22 protein-coding genes and 1 pseudogene are annotated in these 17,873 nt (G+C 48.8%); 20 read left to right on the top strand and 3 right to left on the bottom strand.

Going from position 1 to position 17,873, the window contains the following annotated elements:
* Positions 1-9 precede the first annotated feature (9 nt).
* From OCV99_RS03675 to OCV99_RS03590, 19 genes and pseudogenes are all read left to right on the top strand, one after another.
* Positions 10-348, top strand: a complete 339-nt coding sequence (locus tag OCV99_RS03675; protein ID WP_158368298.1) for a phage tail assembly protein — start codon at positions 10-12, stop codon at positions 346-348.
* A gap of 156 nt (positions 349-504) precedes the next feature.
* A complete protein-coding gene (locus tag OCV99_RS03670) occupies positions 505-4,278 on the top strand; it encodes a phage tail tape measure protein (RefSeq protein WP_158368296.1) in 3,774 nt (1,257 codons plus the stop codon).
* A gap of 11 nt (positions 4,279-4,289) precedes the next feature.
* Entirely contained in the window at positions 4,290-4,550 is a 261-nt protein-coding gene (locus OCV99_RS03665) for a tail protein X (protein ID WP_158368294.1), read from the top strand.
* Positions 4,543-5,826, top strand: a complete 1,284-nt coding sequence (locus OCV99_RS03660) for a phage late control D family protein (RefSeq protein ID WP_158368292.1) — start codon at positions 4,543-4,545, stop codon at positions 5,824-5,826. The genes OCV99_RS03665 and OCV99_RS03660 overlap by 8 nt, the downstream gene beginning before the upstream one ends.
* A 12-nt stretch (positions 5,827-5,838) precedes the next feature.
* A complete protein-coding gene (locus tag OCV99_RS03655; RefSeq protein WP_158368290.1) occupies positions 5,839-6,258 on the top strand; it encodes a hypothetical protein in 420 nt (139 codons plus the stop codon).
* Positions 6,259-6,270: 12 nt separating this feature from the next.
* Complete coding sequence (locus OCV99_RS03650; RefSeq protein ID WP_158368288.1) at positions 6,271-6,666, top strand: phage tail protein; 396 nt, start codon at positions 6,271-6,273, stop codon at positions 6,664-6,666.
* An 11-nt stretch (positions 6,667-6,677) separates the two neighbouring features.
* Complete coding sequence (locus OCV99_RS03645) at positions 6,678-6,989, top strand: hypothetical protein (protein ID WP_158368286.1); 312 nt, start codon at positions 6,678-6,680, stop codon at positions 6,987-6,989.
* Positions 6,986-8,128, top strand: a complete 1,143-nt coding sequence (locus OCV99_RS03640) for a baseplate assembly protein (RefSeq protein WP_158368284.1) — start codon at positions 6,986-6,988, stop codon at positions 8,126-8,128. Before OCV99_RS03645 ends, OCV99_RS03640 begins: the two co-directional genes overlap by 4 nt.
* Positions 8,121-9,107 carry a phage tail protein I gene (locus OCV99_RS03635; protein ID WP_158368282.1) on the top strand — a complete coding sequence of 329 codons (987 nt, stop codon included), beginning with the start codon at positions 8,121-8,123 and terminating at the stop codon, positions 9,105-9,107. The genes OCV99_RS03640 and OCV99_RS03635 overlap by 8 nt, the downstream gene beginning before the upstream one ends.
* Positions 9,108-9,124: 17 nt before the next feature.
* Entirely contained in the window at positions 9,125-9,730 is a 606-nt protein-coding gene (locus OCV99_RS03630) for a phage tail-collar fiber domain-containing protein (protein ID WP_158368279.1), read from the top strand.
* Positions 9,730-10,692: a DUF6273 domain-containing protein gene (locus OCV99_RS03625; RefSeq protein WP_158368276.1), complete on the top strand. Its 963-nt coding sequence runs from the start codon at positions 9,730-9,732 to the stop codon at positions 10,690-10,692. The genes OCV99_RS03630 and OCV99_RS03625 overlap by 1 nt, the downstream gene beginning before the upstream one ends.
* Positions 10,693-10,758: 66 nt before the next feature.
* Positions 10,759-11,172: a four helix bundle protein gene (locus OCV99_RS03620; protein WP_158368273.1), complete on the top strand. Its 414-nt coding sequence runs from the start codon at positions 10,759-10,761 to the stop codon at positions 11,170-11,172.
* Between the two features lie 42 nt (positions 11,173-11,214).
* Positions 11,215-11,325 (top strand): annotated as a pseudogene (locus OCV99_RS18465) (hypothetical protein); the annotation flags it as partial.
* Positions 11,326-11,452: 127 nt separating this feature from the next.
* Positions 11,453-12,529 (top strand): reverse transcriptase domain-containing protein, encoded by a 1,077-nt coding sequence (locus tag OCV99_RS03615; protein ID WP_158368270.1) that lies wholly within the window; start codon positions 11,453-11,455, stop codon positions 12,527-12,529.
* Positions 12,530-12,541: 12 nt separating this feature from the next.
* Positions 12,542-12,727, top strand: coding sequence for a hypothetical protein (locus tag OCV99_RS03610; RefSeq protein WP_158368267.1), 186 nt, complete (start codon positions 12,542-12,544; stop codon positions 12,725-12,727).
* 24 nt (positions 12,728-12,751) lie between these two features.
* Positions 12,752-13,039, top strand: coding sequence for a hypothetical protein (locus OCV99_RS03605; protein WP_158368264.1), 288 nt, complete (start codon positions 12,752-12,754; stop codon positions 13,037-13,039).
* Positions 13,040-13,222: 183 nt separating this feature from the next.
* Positions 13,223-13,528: a hypothetical protein gene (locus OCV99_RS03600; protein WP_262574747.1), complete on the top strand. Its 306-nt coding sequence runs from the start codon at positions 13,223-13,225 to the stop codon at positions 13,526-13,528.
* Positions 13,515-13,772 carry a phage holin gene (locus tag OCV99_RS03595; protein ID WP_158368258.1) on the top strand — a complete coding sequence of 86 codons (258 nt, stop codon included), beginning with the start codon at positions 13,515-13,517 and terminating at the stop codon, positions 13,770-13,772. The genes OCV99_RS03600 and OCV99_RS03595 overlap by 14 nt, the downstream gene beginning before the upstream one ends.
* Positions 13,773-13,832: 60 nt before the next feature.
* Positions 13,833-15,263, top strand: coding sequence for a glucosaminidase domain-containing protein (locus tag OCV99_RS03590; RefSeq protein WP_158368255.1), 1,431 nt, complete (start codon positions 13,833-13,835; stop codon positions 15,261-15,263).
* Positions 15,264-15,495: 232 nt separating this feature from the next.
* Here OCV99_RS03590 and OCV99_RS03585 read toward each other — a convergent pair whose 3' ends face one another.
* From OCV99_RS03585 to OCV99_RS03575, 3 genes are all read right to left on the bottom strand, one after another.
* Positions 15,496-15,705, bottom strand: coding sequence for a helix-turn-helix domain-containing protein (locus OCV99_RS03585; protein ID WP_158368252.1), 210 nt, complete (start codon positions 15,703-15,705; stop codon positions 15,496-15,498).
* The gene (locus OCV99_RS03580; RefSeq protein ID WP_158368249.1) at positions 15,702-15,890 is read right to left on the bottom strand and encodes a hypothetical protein; all 189 of its coding nucleotides are present in this window, start codon (positions 15,888-15,890) and stop codon (positions 15,702-15,704) included. The genes OCV99_RS03585 and OCV99_RS03580 overlap by 4 nt, the downstream gene beginning before the upstream one ends.
* Positions 15,891-16,267: 377 nt before the next feature.
* Positions 16,268-16,567, bottom strand: a complete 300-nt coding sequence (locus OCV99_RS03575) for a hypothetical protein (protein WP_158368246.1) — start codon at positions 16,565-16,567, stop codon at positions 16,268-16,270.
* 118 nt (positions 16,568-16,685) lie between these two features.
* Between OCV99_RS03575 and OCV99_RS03570 the strand changes: the two genes are divergently transcribed.
* Positions 16,686-17,732, top strand: coding sequence for an IS30 family transposase (locus OCV99_RS03570; protein WP_158368243.1), 1,047 nt, complete (start codon positions 16,686-16,688; stop codon positions 17,730-17,732).
* Positions 17,733-17,873 lie beyond the last annotated feature (141 nt).

Below are 17,873 nucleotides of genomic sequence, written 5' to 3'. Positions count from 1 at the left end.
GATTAAACCATGACAGAGGTAAAGGAAATCAAGAAAAACGAAACAGAGAGCGGTAGCGAAGATAAAATCGTGAAACTCACAAAGGAGTACAACTTCGAAGGGGAGAAGATTTCCAAATTGGACTTCTCCGGCTTAGAGAACATCACTGCAGATGATATGATTCGGGCAAACAAGGTGCTTACATCATCCGGCACAGTATCAATCATGCCGGAAAATGACCTGCACTACACGCTCATCATCGCGGCAAGCGCAACAGGCTATCCGATTGAGTTCTTCAAGGGACTCAGTCCGAGAGATGCCATTAAAGTAAAGAATACCGTGACGAGTTTTTTCTACGGAGAGGAATAAAGCTGACTGACACTTCCGAACTTCGGAAAGTGTGCATTTTGCTCGCACAAAATCTGATGACAGGCTTGGATTACATTCTGAGCCTGTCATTATTTGACATTATAGACCTGTGTGAAGATTTAAGGGATATCCAGAAGGAGGCAAACAAGAAGAACCATGAGCGATTATAAAGTAGCAATAAAAATAGCAGGAAAACTGGAAAGCTCCTTCTCGTCATCCATCAAGCAGGCACAGCGGACTTTAACCTCCATGGGCGACTCTTTCACGAAGGCAGGAAAGATGTTGACCGCAAGCGTGACAGCACCAATTGTGGCATTGGGCGTGAGTTCCGTACAGGAATTTGGAAATGTGGATAAATCATTGAAACTCGTGCAGGCTACTATGGGTTCGTCAGCAGAGGAGGCGTCGAACCTTGAAGCGGCGGTAAAATCAGCGGCGGCCAATTCCGTGTTTGGAATGCAGGAAGCAGCGGATGCAACACTGAACTTTGCAAGGCAGGGGTTTAGCGCATCACAGGCGGCAGATATGATCACGCCCGCCTTGAACCTCGCAGCCGGGACAGCCACGGATCTGTCCGAAGTAACCGGGGGACTCGGAAACGCCCTGAAAATGTTTGGAAAAGAAGCCGACTATGCAACAACAGCGGCAGACATCCTGTCAAAAGCACAGGCGCAGGCAAACACGACAGTTACAGATTTATTTGAAGCCATGGCGACTGCCGGCCCGATCTGTAATTCTGTCGGATGGTCAATGACAGACCTTGCGGCCATTACGGACATCTTCGGAGATGCAGGCATCTCCGGCTCAGAGGGAGCGACAGCATTAAAAACAGGACTGGCACGACTGGCAAGTCCTGCAGCGGACGGAGCGGCTTGGATGGAGAAACTCGGTCTTGAAATTTTTAACACAGACGGAACGATGAAGAGCATGGTTGACGTCCAGAAGCAGCTGCATGATTCGTTTGCAGGGTTAAGCAGCGAAGAGAGACTGGCGGCGGCTTCGGCAATTTTTGGAAAGAACCAGATGGCTAAGTGGCTGACATTAATAGATGCTGCTCCGGAGCAGGTGCAGGAGTACGCATCCGCACTGGAAGAATGTAGCGGAACTTCGCAAAAGATGGCAGACGCCCTCCTGTCGGGTATGGGAGGGTCACTTGAAAAACTCGGTTCCTCATTTGATGTATTAAAGTATAACATCGGGCAGATAGCCAGTGAATATCTAAAACCGATCGTAGATAACATCACGAAAGCAATTGATGCCTTTAATGCCATGGATCCATCCATGCAGAAAAACATTGTAAAATGGCTAGGCATCGCAGCGGCAGCGGGACCGGTGCTTCTGATTATAGGGAAATTGTTCAAGATAGCAGGAACTGCAGTCGGCGTCTTTGGAAAACTCGGAAAAGCCGTAGCGTCCATTGGAAGCGGAGCGAAAAAGGCGACTGACCCAATGAGCAAGAGTTCTTCCGTGATGTCAGCGGCGGCAAAGAACGCACTTGGATTTGGTGTCGGGTTTGCAGCGGCGGCCGCAGGGGTATGGCTTCTCATACAGGCGGCAAAGGAACTCACGCAGTCGGGACCAGAGGTAACCGTAGCACTCGTGCTGATGTCTGCCGGGATTATTGCAATGATGGCAGTGGCGGCGCAGATGGGGGCAAAACTGCAAGCAAGCCAGCAAGGACTGATTGCATTCGGAGCAGCAATTCTTATGGCAGCCGCAGGAATGGCACTCATGTCATTCGCAGCGGTTCAACTGGCGCAGGCGGGACCAGAAGCAACGGTCGCACTGGCACTCATGGAAGGCGGCATCATCGCACTTCTTGCAGTCGCAGGGGCAATGGGAACAACACTTGCGACAGCAACACCAGGACTGCTTGCATTTGGCGGTGCAATCCTTATGGCAGCCGCAGGGATGGCAATACTGACAGCATCGGCAATCATGCTGTCAAACGCAGGAACTGGGGCTATCGTTGCATTGGCAGGAATGGGCGCAGGCTTACTGGTATTTATGGCAGTTGCAGCATTGCTCGGACCGATGCTGACAGCGGCGGCAGTCGGACTGGTGGCATTCGGCGCAGGAATCATTCTCGCAGCAACTGGGATGCTCATCATGGTACAGGCAGCAATGCAACTGGCGGCGGCAGGACCTGGAGCGCAGATAGCAATGGCACTGCTCGCAGTGGGAATACTGGCATTTGCAGCAGTGGCAGGATTGCTCGCACCACTACTGCTCGCAGGGGCAGCGGCACTGGCGGCATTTGGAGCGGCACTGGTAGTCGTAGGAGCAGGTCTGCTTGTTGTGAACGCAGCGGCTCTTGTAGGAGCGGCGGCACTGACGGTCATCGCAGGAGTCCTTCCGCAACTGGCAGCATACGGATTGAGCGGATCAGCGGCAATCATGGCACTGGGCGTATCCATGACCATGTTTGCAGTCGGGGCGGCAATAGCAGGTGTCGGAGCAGCTGCGGCTGCATTGGGATTCGCAGCACTGGCATTAGCCGCAGTCGCAGCAGACGTGGCATTTGCGCCGTTGGCGGTTGAAATGGTTGCAATTGGAGCGGCTATCGCAATTATGGCGACCATGGGAAAAACTGCGGCAGAGAGCATGAAATCCCTAAAAAGTTCATCCAAGGGAATGGTTACTAGCATGGCGAAACTGGCTGCATCCCTGGCGGCACCGACCGCAGCGCTCGTTCCGTTTGCGGCGGCAGCAGTGGCAGCAAGCGTGCCATCCGCAGCGTTGGCAGCGGCTCTGGTATTAATCGTGGCATCACTGACAGCGATGGCGGCAATGATTACCATGGCAACAGCAACAATGACTATGCTAAATACAGCGATGCTCGTGTTTAAGGCGAATGCAACAACAATGAATGTAACTGCCACTTTGATGGCAACATTATTTACGAGACTAGCTACGGGAATAACGCCTGCGGCAACAGCAATGACAGCGTTGGCAGCACCTACCATGCAGGCAGCAACCGGAATGATGGTTTTGCAAGCAGCACTCATAGGTACTAACCAAGCACTTACAGGAATGTCTGCACGCATCACAGCAACGCAGATGGCATTCACGTCACTGGTAACTGCATTCGCAGGGGCAAGTGCAATATCAGCCGGAGTAGCCCAAATGGAAGCGGCAGTAAGCACAGGAATGGCGTCCGTCACAGCGAGCATGACAGCAGGAATGCTGATGGTAACCACGAGCGTCCGAACAGGCATGACGCAGACGCAGGCGGCAACAACAGCAGGAATGGTTCAGATTGTGACGATTACAACAACAAGCACCAGTCGAATGGTGGCTGTGTTTATATCAAGCGGCGCAAGAATCGTGGCAAGTTCACGCTCCACAGCAAGCGGAATCCAGTCGGCGTTCGCAGGCGTAAATCTTTACTCCGCAGGATACAACATGATGGCAGGACTGGAATCTGGCATCAGAGCTAAAGGAGCCGCAGCGGTGGCAGCGGCAAGAAGCATCGCACAGCAAGCAGCGGCGGCTGTAAACTCCGCATTACAGATACACTCGCCATCTAGAGTCATGATGAAATCCGGGCAGTATGTGGACGAAGGACTCGCAGCCGGAATGGAAAAGAACAGCGGACTGGTTAAAAGTGCAGCGGTCTCTTCACTGGCACAACCAGTAACAGAAACAAACCTACAGACCAAGAGCATCGAAACGCCGGAAACAACAGTAACAAGAAGTGCCGTACTCGGAGAAACAATTGGAACGTTGTCCGGGGAAGGCATAAGAACAAGGAACCAGACTGGAGATACAGATAAGAATCCAACCTTTGTATTCAGTCCAACATATCACTTCGAAGGCGAAGCACCGAGCAAGGAAGATATTGTAGAAGCCAACAGCATGAGCCAGAAAGAATTTGAAAAAATGATGAAAGAATACCTGCGCAAGAATAAGCGGGTATCATTCGCATAGGAGGCAGGAGCATGGGAACATACACGACCATCCAAGGGGACACTTGGGATTTAATAGCATACAGACTGTATGGACACGAAAGATATATGAAACTGCTTGCGGATGCAAACAAGCCATTGGTCGACTATCTGATTCTCCCATCCGGCACAGTAATCAACGTGCCGGAAATACCAGATGGATACGATGACAGCGACACGGTGTTCTGGCGACAGGATACCGATGAAAACGAGGAAACCTATTCATCCGTAGAGGAGGGCGAGGACGATGAGTAACGCAAGAAAAGCCGTTCCAAGCCTTTCCTTTAATGGGAAGAATGTCAGCACGAAACTGGCTGAATACTTAAAGAGCGTCAGCTACGAGGATGTCGCATCCGGGAGTAGCGATACTATCAGCCTGAAACTCCAGAACATAGACATGAAGTGGCTGAACAAATGGTACCCAACCAAGGGCGATAAAATCAAAGGCAGTATCACATTTAAAGACTGGAACAAAGACGGAACAAACCTGTCGCTGAATTGCGGCACTTTCGTGTGCGATGAGGTAAAGTTCTCTGGCGGACCATTGGAAACCACCATCGGAGGGGTATCGACTCCTGCGAAAGATTCCTTTAAGACAAGGGAACGAACAAAGACATGGAAGAACGTAACTATCAAGAAAATAGCGCAGGAGATTGCAAAAAGGTACAGCCTGTCACTATCATACAGCGGACCAAGTATCAAGATTGCAAGTATTGAGCAATCCGATAAAACAGACAGCGCATTCCTTTACAGTATCTGCCAGAAATACGGACTTTCTATGAAAGTCTTTAATAATAAAATTGTGATATATGACCAGACAGCGCAGGAAAAGAAAAAAGCAACAGCAACCCTTACCAGAGCATCATTCATTGATGACGAATGGGACTATATAGACGCACTCGAAGGAACGTATACCGGGGCGAGAATATCCTATAAATCGGGAAAAAACAATGACGAAGTCAGTGTTTATCTCGGACTAAAGAAAGAGAACGCATCCGGAAGCCGTGTCCTCAAAATCACAGAGACTGCGGATGATTACGACACCGCATATTATATGGCGGCAGCAAAGGTCAATCAGTCAAACGAGGGTGCGACTACGATGACTGGAAAGATATGGGCCAACCCAAAGATATGTGCAGGAATCTGCGTCACGATATCAGGCATGGGCAAAGCCAACGGAAAATATTTCGTAGACAAAGTAACAACAGAGGTCACAGATTCCGGTACGACACAGAACATCGAACTGCATAAATGCCAGAAAAGGCTTACATACACACCAAAGTCAAAACCGAAGGCACAAGCAACAGCGAAGAAAACGTACAAGGTTGGAGATATCGTAAACTTTCACGGTGGTACGCACTATGTATCATCATGGCCCGGTTCGAGAGGTTACCCGGCGAGAGCAGGGCAGGCTAAAATCACTCTTGGGCCAAACTGTGCAGGAAATGGAAAAGCACACCCATGGCACCTCGTTCATACAAATAGTAGTTCAAATGTTTACGGATGGGTTGATGAAGGAACATTCGACTAAGGAGGCATCGAAATGGCAGAGAAACTGATAAGACTCGGAAAAGTCTCATCCATAGATTACGAAAACGGAATGATTAGTGTTACATACCCGGACATGGATGATTCCACAACGGACAAATTCCCCGTGTTTTCCATGGCAGACGAATACAAGATGCCGGAGATTGGGAAAGAGGTTCTGGTGCTCCATTTATCCAACGGACAAAGCGCAGGTGTGGTAATGGGGAAATACTGGAACGAAGGAAACAAGCCGCCAATCAGCGGAAAGAACGTATTCCGAAAAGAATTGGGGAGTGCTTTCGGAGAAGCATACATTCAGTACAGCGGCGGAAACATCATGTTCCATGACCAAAAAGCAACCTCGACACTGGGAAGCATTATCAGCAGGATTGCGGACTTGGAAAAAAGAATGGGTTCTGTTGAAGCAAAAGTGTAAGGAGACAGGCAGATGGCAATAGGGAACTGGGGAAAGACAATAAAATTTGAAGTGACATCCAACAAAGTTCTGACTTTTTCAGACTTCAAAAGAACAGTATCCGGCAGATGGAAAAGCCATCCGATTGTCGGTAAAAAGCCAAAGGGAGAATTCGCCGGCCCCGATGCGTCTAGTGTAACGTTCGATATCGTCCTAGCAGCGGAGCAGGGAGTAAAACCAAGGGCAACCATAACAACACTTGAAAAGGCTGCAGAAACCGGGGTGGTGGATTATTTATATATCGGCGGCAGGAAAGTTGGGAGTGGAAAGATGGCATTGGAGAATATCAGCGAGACGTGGGATGAAATCTGGAAGGGCGGCGAACTGGTTAAGGCGAAATGCTCCCTTACATTTTCGGAATATAACTAAGGAGGCGGCGAATGAAAGAAGTCAATACAATCAGTATCGCAAACGCAGGGAATGACGTAGATATTGGAAGGATTGATACAGAGTTAAAATCCCTCATCCTTACAACGGAAGGAACAATACCGGGAAGTCGTGGATTCGGACTGGCAGGAGAGTTCCTGTCAATGATTCCGAACGAAGCGGCAAACGTGCTCGCCATTGAACTGGAAGAAAAAGTAGAAACATACATCCCAGAAATTACCATTGCAAACGTGGAAAACTGCTCCACTGACCCAATGGAGAAAATGGATGTAAAAATTCATGTAGAGAGGAGGGATATGTCATGATAGCAGAATTGGATAACTTGCCAGAAATCAGTTTCATAGATGACATCACATTGGATGACATACAATCACAGATGCAGCTCGACTACGAGGAACGGTATGAAGCGTTAACAGGAAAGCCGTGCAAATTAAGAAGAGCAGATCCTGCGGCACTTTTACTCTATGCGTGCTCCATTCAAATATTTCAGGCTTTACTATATGTCGACAGGGCGGGAAAGCAGGATTTACTAAAATACAGCTACGGTGGTTATATGGATAACCTCGCAGCCATTCGTGGAATTACAAGACTGGACGCACAGCCATCGGTTACAACGGTAAGATTTACTCTATCCGCAGCAATGGAAGAAACGAAAACCATTCCTGCAGGAACAAGAGTGACCAATGGAGAAATGTACTTCGAGACAGACGAGTACGGAGAGGTAAAAGCCGGGGATACTTATGTGGATATCCCATGCACCTGTCAGACGGATGGAAATAGCGGAAACGGAATCGCAATCGGAGAGATAAACATTCTAGTAGATTCACTTCCTTACATTGACAGCGTGGAGAATTTAGAAGTCACGACAGGAGGTGCGGACATTGAGGATGATGAAGCACTTGCGGAAAGAATCTACATCGCACCGAGCAGTTACTCTGTAGCCGGTCCGGATGATGCATACGAATATTACACAAAGGCTTTCAACCAAAGCATCACAAGCGTAAGGGTTTTAAGTCCCGCACCGACAGAAGTGGAAATTCGATTCCTTGTTGCAGACGGAGATATTCCAACGCAGACCATGATCGATAATTTGAAAGATTTTCTGAAGGATGAAAACATTCGACCTCTTACAGACAAAGTCGATGTCCTCGCACCAGAGCAACAGTCATTTGACATTGAACTGGCATATTACATCAATAAGAGCGACATGGCAAAGTCGGAAAGCATTCAGAATGCGGTTGATACAGCGATAACGGAATATATCCAGTGGCAGACTTATACTATCGGCAGAGATATCAACCCATCGGAATTAATAAAAAGGATCATAGCCGCAGGGGCAAAGAGGTGCGATGTCACATCTCCTGTCTTTACTCCGGTAGCAGGGAACACGGTGGCAAGGATGAAAACCAAGACGGTCGCATATGGAGGGTTAGAGGATGATTAAATTCAAAGACGGACAGTTAACCGATATCCTCCCCATTGCGATGAAACAGGACATCGAAACACATTGCATCAGTTACGCTCTGCAGCAACAAGTGAAAAAGATTGTGCAACTCGCAGATAGAACAAGAACCGTGGCTGTCATTGAAGAACTGCCGGAGAAGATACTGGATGTACTGGCGGTGGAACTGCGAACACCGTACTACCAAGAAAGCATGGACATAGAAACCAAGCGCAGCATCATCAAGCGGACGCTGTTATGGCACACCAAAGCAGGAACGCCGAGTGCAGTATCTGAACTGATAGAGATCGTATTCGGAGAGGGCAATATTGTGGAGTGGTTCGATTATGATGAGCCGCCATACACGCCCGGAACATTCGACATCATAACGAACGCTCAGATGACCGAGGAAATCACGGAATACTTCCTGTCGATCATCCAGAGGGTAAAAAATACACGCTCCCACATCCGAAGGATACTGATACACCGGGAGATGAACGCACTCTGGTATGTAGGGGCGGCAAGCAAGAGCGAACCGAAGAACCCTGTATTAAACCATACCAACATGGAGCAGGCGGTATCGGAATCACGTTACGGAGCCGCAGGCTTCGTGATTTCCCAGAGAACAGTGATACCAAACCACCTGCAGTTTGAAGATGTCAGAACAGAGGGCATCCGCAGCGTGGCCGCAGGGGTAGCAGGTCACACAATCATAACCATTGAGAATAATGTCAAGCCGAGGGCAGTGAAAGCGCAGGGCGGCACCTATGGCGCAGCTGGGCACAACGCAAGGCAGAGGACGGTCATTATAAATGACGGAAAGAGCGTGAGGGCATCCATATCCGGCACGCACGCAGTTGCAGCGGCCGGGCATTCGAGTCCGAAAGCATCTATCACAAACGGACTGTCGGAAAGCACGTCTGCCGGGCAGACGCAGAACGCAGCCATCGGGGTGGCATCAAATTCTAAAACAATCATTTAAAAGGAGGCAAGGCTAACATGGCAAATTTCAACTCGGCTGTCCTTACAGCCAAAGGAATCAATCTGCTTGCAAAAGCGCAGGCAGGAAAGACCACCATCGAATTCACGAAAGCCGCCACAGGTAACGGTTCGTATGCGACCGGGGAATCACTGGTCGGCAGGACTGCACTGAAGGCACAGAAGCAGACGTTTCCGATCAGCACCATCAACGTAGTGAATGAATCCACAGTCTATCTGAAATTCATCGTGAGCAATCAGCAGACGAGTGGAAACCTTAAGGCAGGATACTATGTGAAAGAGGTCGGCATTTTTGCAAGGGACCCGGATGAGGGAGAAATCCTCTATGCTATCGCAACAGCGGTAGCGGATCAGTGGGATTACTTACCTGCGTACAACGATCTGATTCCATCTACCATCACGATGGAATTTTATACCGAGGTGGACAATGCAAGCACCGTCTACCTCACAGCAGGTGGAGGGGCATATGTGACACAGGAGGACTTTGAAGCGTTCGCAGAGAAACACCCGGATGACAAAGTATATCTGTACGACCAGTCCACGGGGCAGAAATACGCATTCGGAGTAGACAACGGAGCAGCTTATATCGAGGAGGTAAATGAATAATGGCAAAAACATTTTTAGCAGACAGACAAAGACAGTGGATTGCTGACCTTGCGGCACACGGAGAGCAGAGCGTGGCGTACAAGGACAGTACGATCATGAATGAACTGCTGACTGTTTCAGAAGCACTGAAACACCCGGTAGCAGCATACTTCCTTGCAAAATTTGCAAGGAAGAACAACAAGACGCTTTCCCAGTATTTCAATGTCGGGGATGAAATCGTAGTACCTCATGCAGAATATGGCGACATCCCACATATCGTCATTGGCAAGGACATGGATGGAGCAGGTACAATCACGCTCCTCGCAAAAGAGTGCGTGTGCCAGAAGTGCTTTGATGCAAGGGAAACAACCAACGAAGATGCCAACCGCAAGACTTACGGAAACAACCGATGGAGCCAGTCCAACCTCATGCAGTATTTAAACAGTGGAAACACTGCAGGACACTGGTACAGCGCACAGCATGACGCAGATGCCGCCCCGGACACAGCCAATATCTGGAGCGGATGCGACACCCATTATACGGACGAGCCGGGCTACCTTGACGGATTTGATATTGACTTTTTATATATGCTGAAAACCGTGACCAAAAGGACTGCACTCAACACCGTAACTGACGGAGGCGGTTATGAGGATGTGGAGTGTAAGGTATTCCTGCTCTCGGAAACAGAGGTAGGTCTGGGGAATGAGAATAACGTGGCAGAGGGTACGCTGTATCCGTATTTTACAAACAACGCCACCAGAAAAGCCTATCCGTCAGATTATCTGAAAGCGAAAGCCAACGCCATCGGATACACGACCGATCATATTAAAAATAATAACGGTTGGAACGGGTGGTGGTGGTGGCTGAGAACACCGAACTCCGCCAACTCCTACTATGTCCGCCTTGTCTCCACAGGCGGTACGCTCAGCCACATCCCTGCGTACTCTGGCCGCCTTGGAGTCCGCCCCGCTATCGTGATTTAGGACTGCCCTCGGCAGTCCTCATCGCCCCGTAAGGGGCATAATCCGTAACTGAAACAGGAGGAAACCATGGCAGTGCCAAGAGGAAAACGCAGCACTGGGGTATTTGAAACAGGAACGAAAGCCAAGGAACTGCTGATCCACACGCTGAGGGTAACGAAGAACCGGGATAACTTCCCGGCCCGTTACCAACACACCGTGACTGACAGGATCATAAACAATGCACTGGAGGTCTACGGGAAAGTACGGAGGGCAAATTCCATATATCCCAGTACTGCTGCAGAATACCAAATGAGGAGGAAATGGCAGGCAGAAGCCGGAGCCGCACTTGCTGACCTTATGGGATTGATTGAGGTAGCACACGAGATGTTCTCAATCGACACGGACAAGATAGCCTACTGGACAAAGCTTGCGAGCAATACCAAATTCGCTATGAAGCGATGGGTAGAGGGCGACATCAAGAGGTATTCCTCCCTGCCATAGCAGGGATAAAAATACAGGTCATGCTCTGTAACACCGAACTCCGCCAACTCCTACAATGTCCGCAATGTCAACACAGGCGGTACGCTCAACAACAACAATGCGTACAATGGCAACAATGGAGTCCGCCCCGATTTGGTGAATGAGGGAGAGTAGTAAGCGAAAGCCGAACCCAGTCCAAAATCACTAAAGGAGAGCATAGTCCTTCCGAAAGGAAAACAAGGAAGCGGACGCAGTCAAGCCTTTATGGTTTGGTACTGCTATCAGCCGCCAACACTGAAAAATGAATATAGAAACACAGGACTTTGACGATTTCGACAAGGTAATCGCATACGAGAGCCTATACAAGAGCGGCATGAAATGTCGGCTCGGTGTCGGATGGAAAGACAGTACCGCAAGGTACATAGAAAACATCTTGGAAGAAACGCTCATCCTGCAGGAGCAGCTCGAAAGCGGCAGATACCACACAGAGCCTCCGATACGGTTCAAGATATATGAGCCAAAGGAAAGGGAGATACAGTCCCTGCGTTTCAGAAACAAGGTGTTCCAAAGGTCGCTATGCGACAACGCACTCGTCCCCGGTCTGATGGCGACATTCATCTATGACAACGGTGCGAGCCTGCCCGGCAGGGGCGTGGACTTCGCTATGCGGAGATTGAAAGCGCACCTGCAGAAGTACTACCGGGAATACGGACTGGACGGATACGTCTATCAGTTTGATATCCGGCACTACTTCGACAGCATCAACCACGAAGCGGCCATGCGGCAGGTACGGAAGCGTTTCAAGGATGAGCGGATCGTCAAATACACCGAGGAAGCAATCGCAATCTTCGGAGATGTGGGTCTCGGACTCGGCAGCCAAGTATCACAGATACTAGCACTGGCAACGCTGAACGAATTAGACCATTTCATCAAAGAGGAACTGCACATCAAGTATTATGGCAGATACATGGACGACTTCTACCTCATACATCACGACAAAGAATATTTGAAATACTGCCGGGAGCGCATCGAGGAAAAACTGACAGAAATCGGGTTGGAACTGAACCCAAAGAAAACTCAGTTATACCCGATTCGCAACGGTATCAAATTCTTAGGATTCCATTTCAGAATGACCGAAACAGGCAAGGTCTACATGAAAATCAGCAGGAAGTCGGTAACAAGGCAGCGGAGGAAACTCCGTAAGATGAAAACACTGCTAGAGGAGGGCAGGGTTACATTTGAGGACGTCCAAATGCAATACCAGTCATGGAGGGCGCACGCACTCCGGGGAAATTCAAAACAACTGGTAAAGAAGATGGATCAGTACTTTAATGAGTTATTCATAGAGGACTGGCTCAGGCAACCATTAGAACCATAGGAGGTGCAATCAATGAGAAATGAGAAAATGCTCCATGCAGCCTACATAAGACTGCAGGAGGAAAACAAGGCACTGCGGAAGGAGAACGCAGAACTCCGGGAATCGCAGGAAATCCTCGAAGCGGCGATCATTGAAAACTACGAGGAAACGGTAACCAATTCAGATGCCATCATGGAACTTTACGAAGCCATGGCATAAATAAATTTAAGGAGGACAACCACCATGAAAATCACAGCAATCGCAAAAATCTACTGGAAGCAGATCAAGGCGGGCAGCAAGACCTATACGCAGGTACTCGGTGCGGACAAGCAGGAACAGGTCAAGGAACTGGCGGGACAGGACGTATACGCTGCGGTCATCACGCCAGAGGAATACGAGGGGTACATCGGAGAACCGTACACTGGGGAACTCCCTCCTGCGTCCGGGGATAACTCAGCAGAGGAGGTAATCCCGGATGAAACAGAAGAAAACACGGAAGAGCCGGAGCAGGGAGAAACCCCGGCAGAATAACTTCAAATGCAGTCATTCACATGGGAGCAGGTACTGCCATAAGCACATGAAGGAATGTGACCTCCAGTGTGCGGAAAGCGGCACCTGCTCCCACTGCGTAAATTACCACATTCCAATGACCCAGAAGCCATGCAAAGGGTGCATCGGATTAGAAAGGAACAAAGACCAATGGAGCAATTCTTGATGCAGACATACACCATTGCCCTGCCGATTTTACTGGGTTACATTGTATGGCTGTTAAAAAGACAGAAGAAAGACCGGGATGCCAACAGCAAGGGCACAATGCTCCTGCTGCGGGTGCAGTTGATCGAGTACCACGACAAGTACATGAAAGCAGGAAGCATCCCGTCCTACGCTTACGAAAACTTTATGGAGATGTACGCAGCATACCACGCACTGGGCGGTAACGGAATGATCACTAAGATGTACGAAGAAATCCATGAATTACATTTAAACAAGAAAGAGGGCAAAAACCATGAAAACAATTAACTGGACCGTAAGACTGAAAAACAAGGCATTCTGGGTGGCAATCATCCCGGCAGCACTCCTGCTCGTGCAGGTGGTGGCTGCGGTGTTCGGATTTACCATCGACCTCGGAGATCTGGGAAATAAACTCCTTGAGGTGGTCAACGCAGCGTTCGCAGTGCTTGCAATCCTCGGAGTTGTGACAGACCCGACCACAAAGGGAATCACGGACAGCGACCGGGCACTGACCTATACAGAGCCTAAATAACAATTAAAGACCGGGGCGGCCGCAGAGCCGCCCTGTTTTATTTCAGAAGGAGGCAGCAGTATGGCACTCACGGAGAAACAGAAGAAATTTATACAGGACATTGCAGGATTCGTACAGAAGTACGCAGGAGCATACGGAATCAAAGTCCACAGTCCCATCATAGCGCAGGCAATTCTTGAAAGCGGGTGGGGCGAAAGCAGACTGGCGGCAGAATACCACAATTACTTCGGACTCAAGTGCGGAAGCAAGTGGACCGGCAGGAGCGTGAATATGACCACCAAGGAAGAATATCAGCCGGGAACGCTGACGACCATCAAGGACAACTTCCGGGCATATGACAGCATGGAGGAAGGGGTGCGTGGCTACTTTGAATTCATCCAACTGGCAAGATACCAGAACCTCAGAGGAATCACGGACCCGAAGCAGTACCTGCAGACCATCAAGGACGATGGGTACGCAACATCAAGCACCTATGTGGAAAATACATACCGACTGGTTACCCAGTACGGATTAACAGAATATGACAAGGAGGCAGTAGCCATGAAAACAAGAAGCGCAGTAGTAGCATTGGCTCAGTCATGGATCGGGAAGAATGAAGCGGACGGAAGCCATAAGACAATCATCGACATTTACAATACATACCTGCCGCATCCGAGAGGGTATGCGCTGAAATACACGGATGCATGGTGTGCCGGAACGGTATCGGCACTGGCAATTAAACTGGGATACACCGACATCATCCCCGTGGAATGCTCCTGCAACAAGATGATAGAACTGGCTGTGAGCATGGGGATCTGGCAGGAGAACGATGCCTACGTTCCATCCCCGGCAGATTTTGTCATTTATGACTGGGATGACAGCGGCAAGGGCGACAACACAGGATACCCGGATCACATCGGAACGGTAGAATCTGTAAATGGTAATACCATTATTGTGATAGAGGGCAACTACTCAAATTCGGTAAAACGCCGGAGTCTGAAGGTCAACGGAAGATACATCCGTGGATACATTACCCCTAAATATGACGCAGACGGAACACAGAAGAATCCTGCCGGAAGCAAGACCGTGAGCGAACTGGCAAAGGAAGTCCTCGCAGGCAAGTGGGGAAATGGCGATGACAGAAAGACCGCCCTGCAGAACGCCGGATACGATTATGCAGCAGTGCAGGCAGAAGTCAACCGACTGGTAAGCGGAAACACAGCAACGCCGACCAAGAGCGTGGCAGAGGTGGCAAAAGAAGTGATCGCAGGAAAGTGGGGCAACGGAGATACCCGGAAATCCAAACTGCAGGCAGCAGGCTATGACTACGATGCAGTGCAGAAAGAGGTCAACAAGCAGCTTAGTGGATCAGCGGGGAAATCCGTGACTGAAATCGCCAAGGAAGTCATTGCAGGAAAGTGGGGCAACGGTGCTGACAGAAAGAAGAAACTGACAGCTGCCGGATACGACTATACAGCGGTGCAGAAAAAGGTCAACGAACTTCTGAAATAGGCGATTGACTGATTCCAAGAACGGAGGTATGATGTGCCCCAGAGGGGGTTCTAAAGGGGGTATGTAACTGACAGAAAAGTCGGGAGCAAAGCACCAACAGAACACCGCCCGTGACAGCACAGGAGAGCCACAGACAGGCAGAAAGCAACCCGGTGGGAGAAATACCCACCGGGCATTTTTTGTCGGCAAATTGGGGCAAATCCGAAAGCCACAAAGAAAGCAGGGGCAATGGTTACCCCTGCGGAAAGATAAAGATTTTATAGACCTGCTCCGGAGTAAGAGAGTACCGCCGAGCAATCAGACGGATATACTTCAGACCGAACTCGCCCCGACCATTCCATATGGTAGAGAAATTCGGTACAGACATACCGATGGCAGCGGCCAAGTCCTTATTGCGGTCGCCATGGGCACGCATGATCGGCTCAAGCAATTCTTTATTCATTCGGACACCTCCAGATCATCAATGGCTTCTTTTGCGGCTTTGGTCGCATTATAATCATAAAAATACGCTTCCGAACTTTCATAAACAAGGGAATTTTCAGCATTGTAAATTCTGAACCTAAATCCAAAGTCGCTGTCACGCCAATAAACATTTATAGTATAATTTTTATATTTTTCTCCAATCATTTTAACAAACCCTTTCTGAAATTAAAAGGAACAAGAGCCATGTCGCCCATCAATTACGGAGATGGAGAGGACGTCCGCTGATACGGTTCAGAGGAAAAACCTCGTGCTCGGCTACACATCACCCAAGCCTTTCTCTGCCGGAGCAGGAAACAAAGTCAACGAGTTGCACCGGGCAATCGGCAGAGCCAATAACTCCTCCACGGTTTCAAGGCTTTCACATTAAAAACCAGTCAAACTTGTCAGACATCACTCAGACATGGCATTGTCCTTTTGCTCCCCTCACACTTCCTCCTCCCGGACTTGGGACCGGGCATCGGTGGGTTAGAGCCGGGGCAGGCCGCCCCGGAGAGATGGCTATCAGCCATGAGAATACCTCCTTAATGACTAGCCATCCATTGGATCGCAAATGGACTGCGATTCCGCAGGTTTTGAATATACTGCTTATTTTTTGATAAACCAAGAAGTCGCTCATATTCAGCATTGGAAATCGCAACCATCGTGGAGCATACATTCACATATTCAATATCATATTTTTCAAGCAGATTCCAAACATCAATAATCGCTTTCATAACTACCACAACAAGCACCTCCGTACATTTGTTCTTTTCTTTTGATGTTGGTATATTAACTCTGGTTCGGGTACTATTCAAGTCATTTATAACCCGTAAATTCACCAAATTTATAACCTCTTTTTTGTTGCATTCTTACCCTATTTTATAAGGAAAAAGTTATTGAAAAATATAACCGTTTTTATGATAATGGTAAGGAACAATGCGGATAAAGGAGACTGATAACATGGCTCGAAGATTTAAGCAGCTGACAAAAGCGGATCGATTGAAGATAGAAGCATTACTGAAAGCGAAACATACGCCGCAGGAGATAGCGGATCAACTGGGAGTGCATAATTCAACAATCTACCGGGAACTGAAGCGTGGCAGGTATATCCACACAAACTCAGACTTAACAGAGGAAGAAAGATACTCCCCAGACATCGCACAGGCAAAGTACGAAGAAAACCTGCGGGCAAAGGGACCAGAACTAAAGATAGGCAATGATCAAAAACTGGCAGATTTTATAGAAGATAAAATGGTAAACGAGGACTTCTCTGTCGGAGCGGTACTCGGATACATAGATCAGCAGGGACTGGAATTCTCGGTAACCATATCCAGACCAACATTATACCGATACATAGACCTCGGATTGTTTCTGAACCTCACAAACAAAGACCTGCCGATTAAAGGCAACAGGAAGAAGAAAAAGAAAACCGTGAGAAAAACGCAGGCAAGAGCAGCGGCTGGAACATCCATAGAGAAGCGACCGGATGAAATAGATAACAGAGAGGAATTCGGGCACTGGGAGATGGATACCGTTATCGGAAAGAGAGGAGAATCAAAGCACAGCCTTTTAGTGCTCACAGAGAGAAAGACCAGAGAAGAATTAATGTTCCTGCTGACAGAGCACACAACGGAGCAGGTGGTCTCCTGCATAGACCGACTGGAAGAAAAGTGGGGAGAGAGGTTCAGCCGAATATTTAAGACTATCACTGTGGACAACGGTACGGAATTCAGCGACTGCGAGGGATTGGAAAAGAGCATCCGGCAGGACGGAGATAGCAGAACCAAGGTGTATTACTGCCACCCGTATTCCAGTTACGAACGTGGAAGCAATGAGAATCAGAACAAACTGGTACGCAGGAAAGTACCAAAGGGAACAAATTTTGATGACAAGACCGAGGAGGACATCCAAGAGGTAGCAGACTGGATCAACAACTACCCAAGGCTGCTGTTCGGATGGGAAACAGCGCAGATGCAGTTTGATAAAGAACTGGCACTGATAGCATAATAAAAAGGATCAGAGGGCAGGAAAGAGGGGGATACTTTGCCCTTAATTAGTAAAAACCACCAACAAAACAGGGAAAGTATTGTGCAAAGTGATGAAATGATATTTTGCAATAAAAGTTTTGCATTTATTGCTTGACATTTC

The organism is Dorea acetigenes (assembly GCF_025567385.1).
In the GTDB taxonomy this organism is placed as follows: domain Bacteria; phylum Bacillota; class Clostridia; order Lachnospirales; family Lachnospiraceae; genus Claveliimonas; species Claveliimonas acetigenes.
The sequence above is the reverse complement of the archived record's forward strand: the minus strand, read 5'-3'. Positions and strand labels throughout refer to the sequence as shown.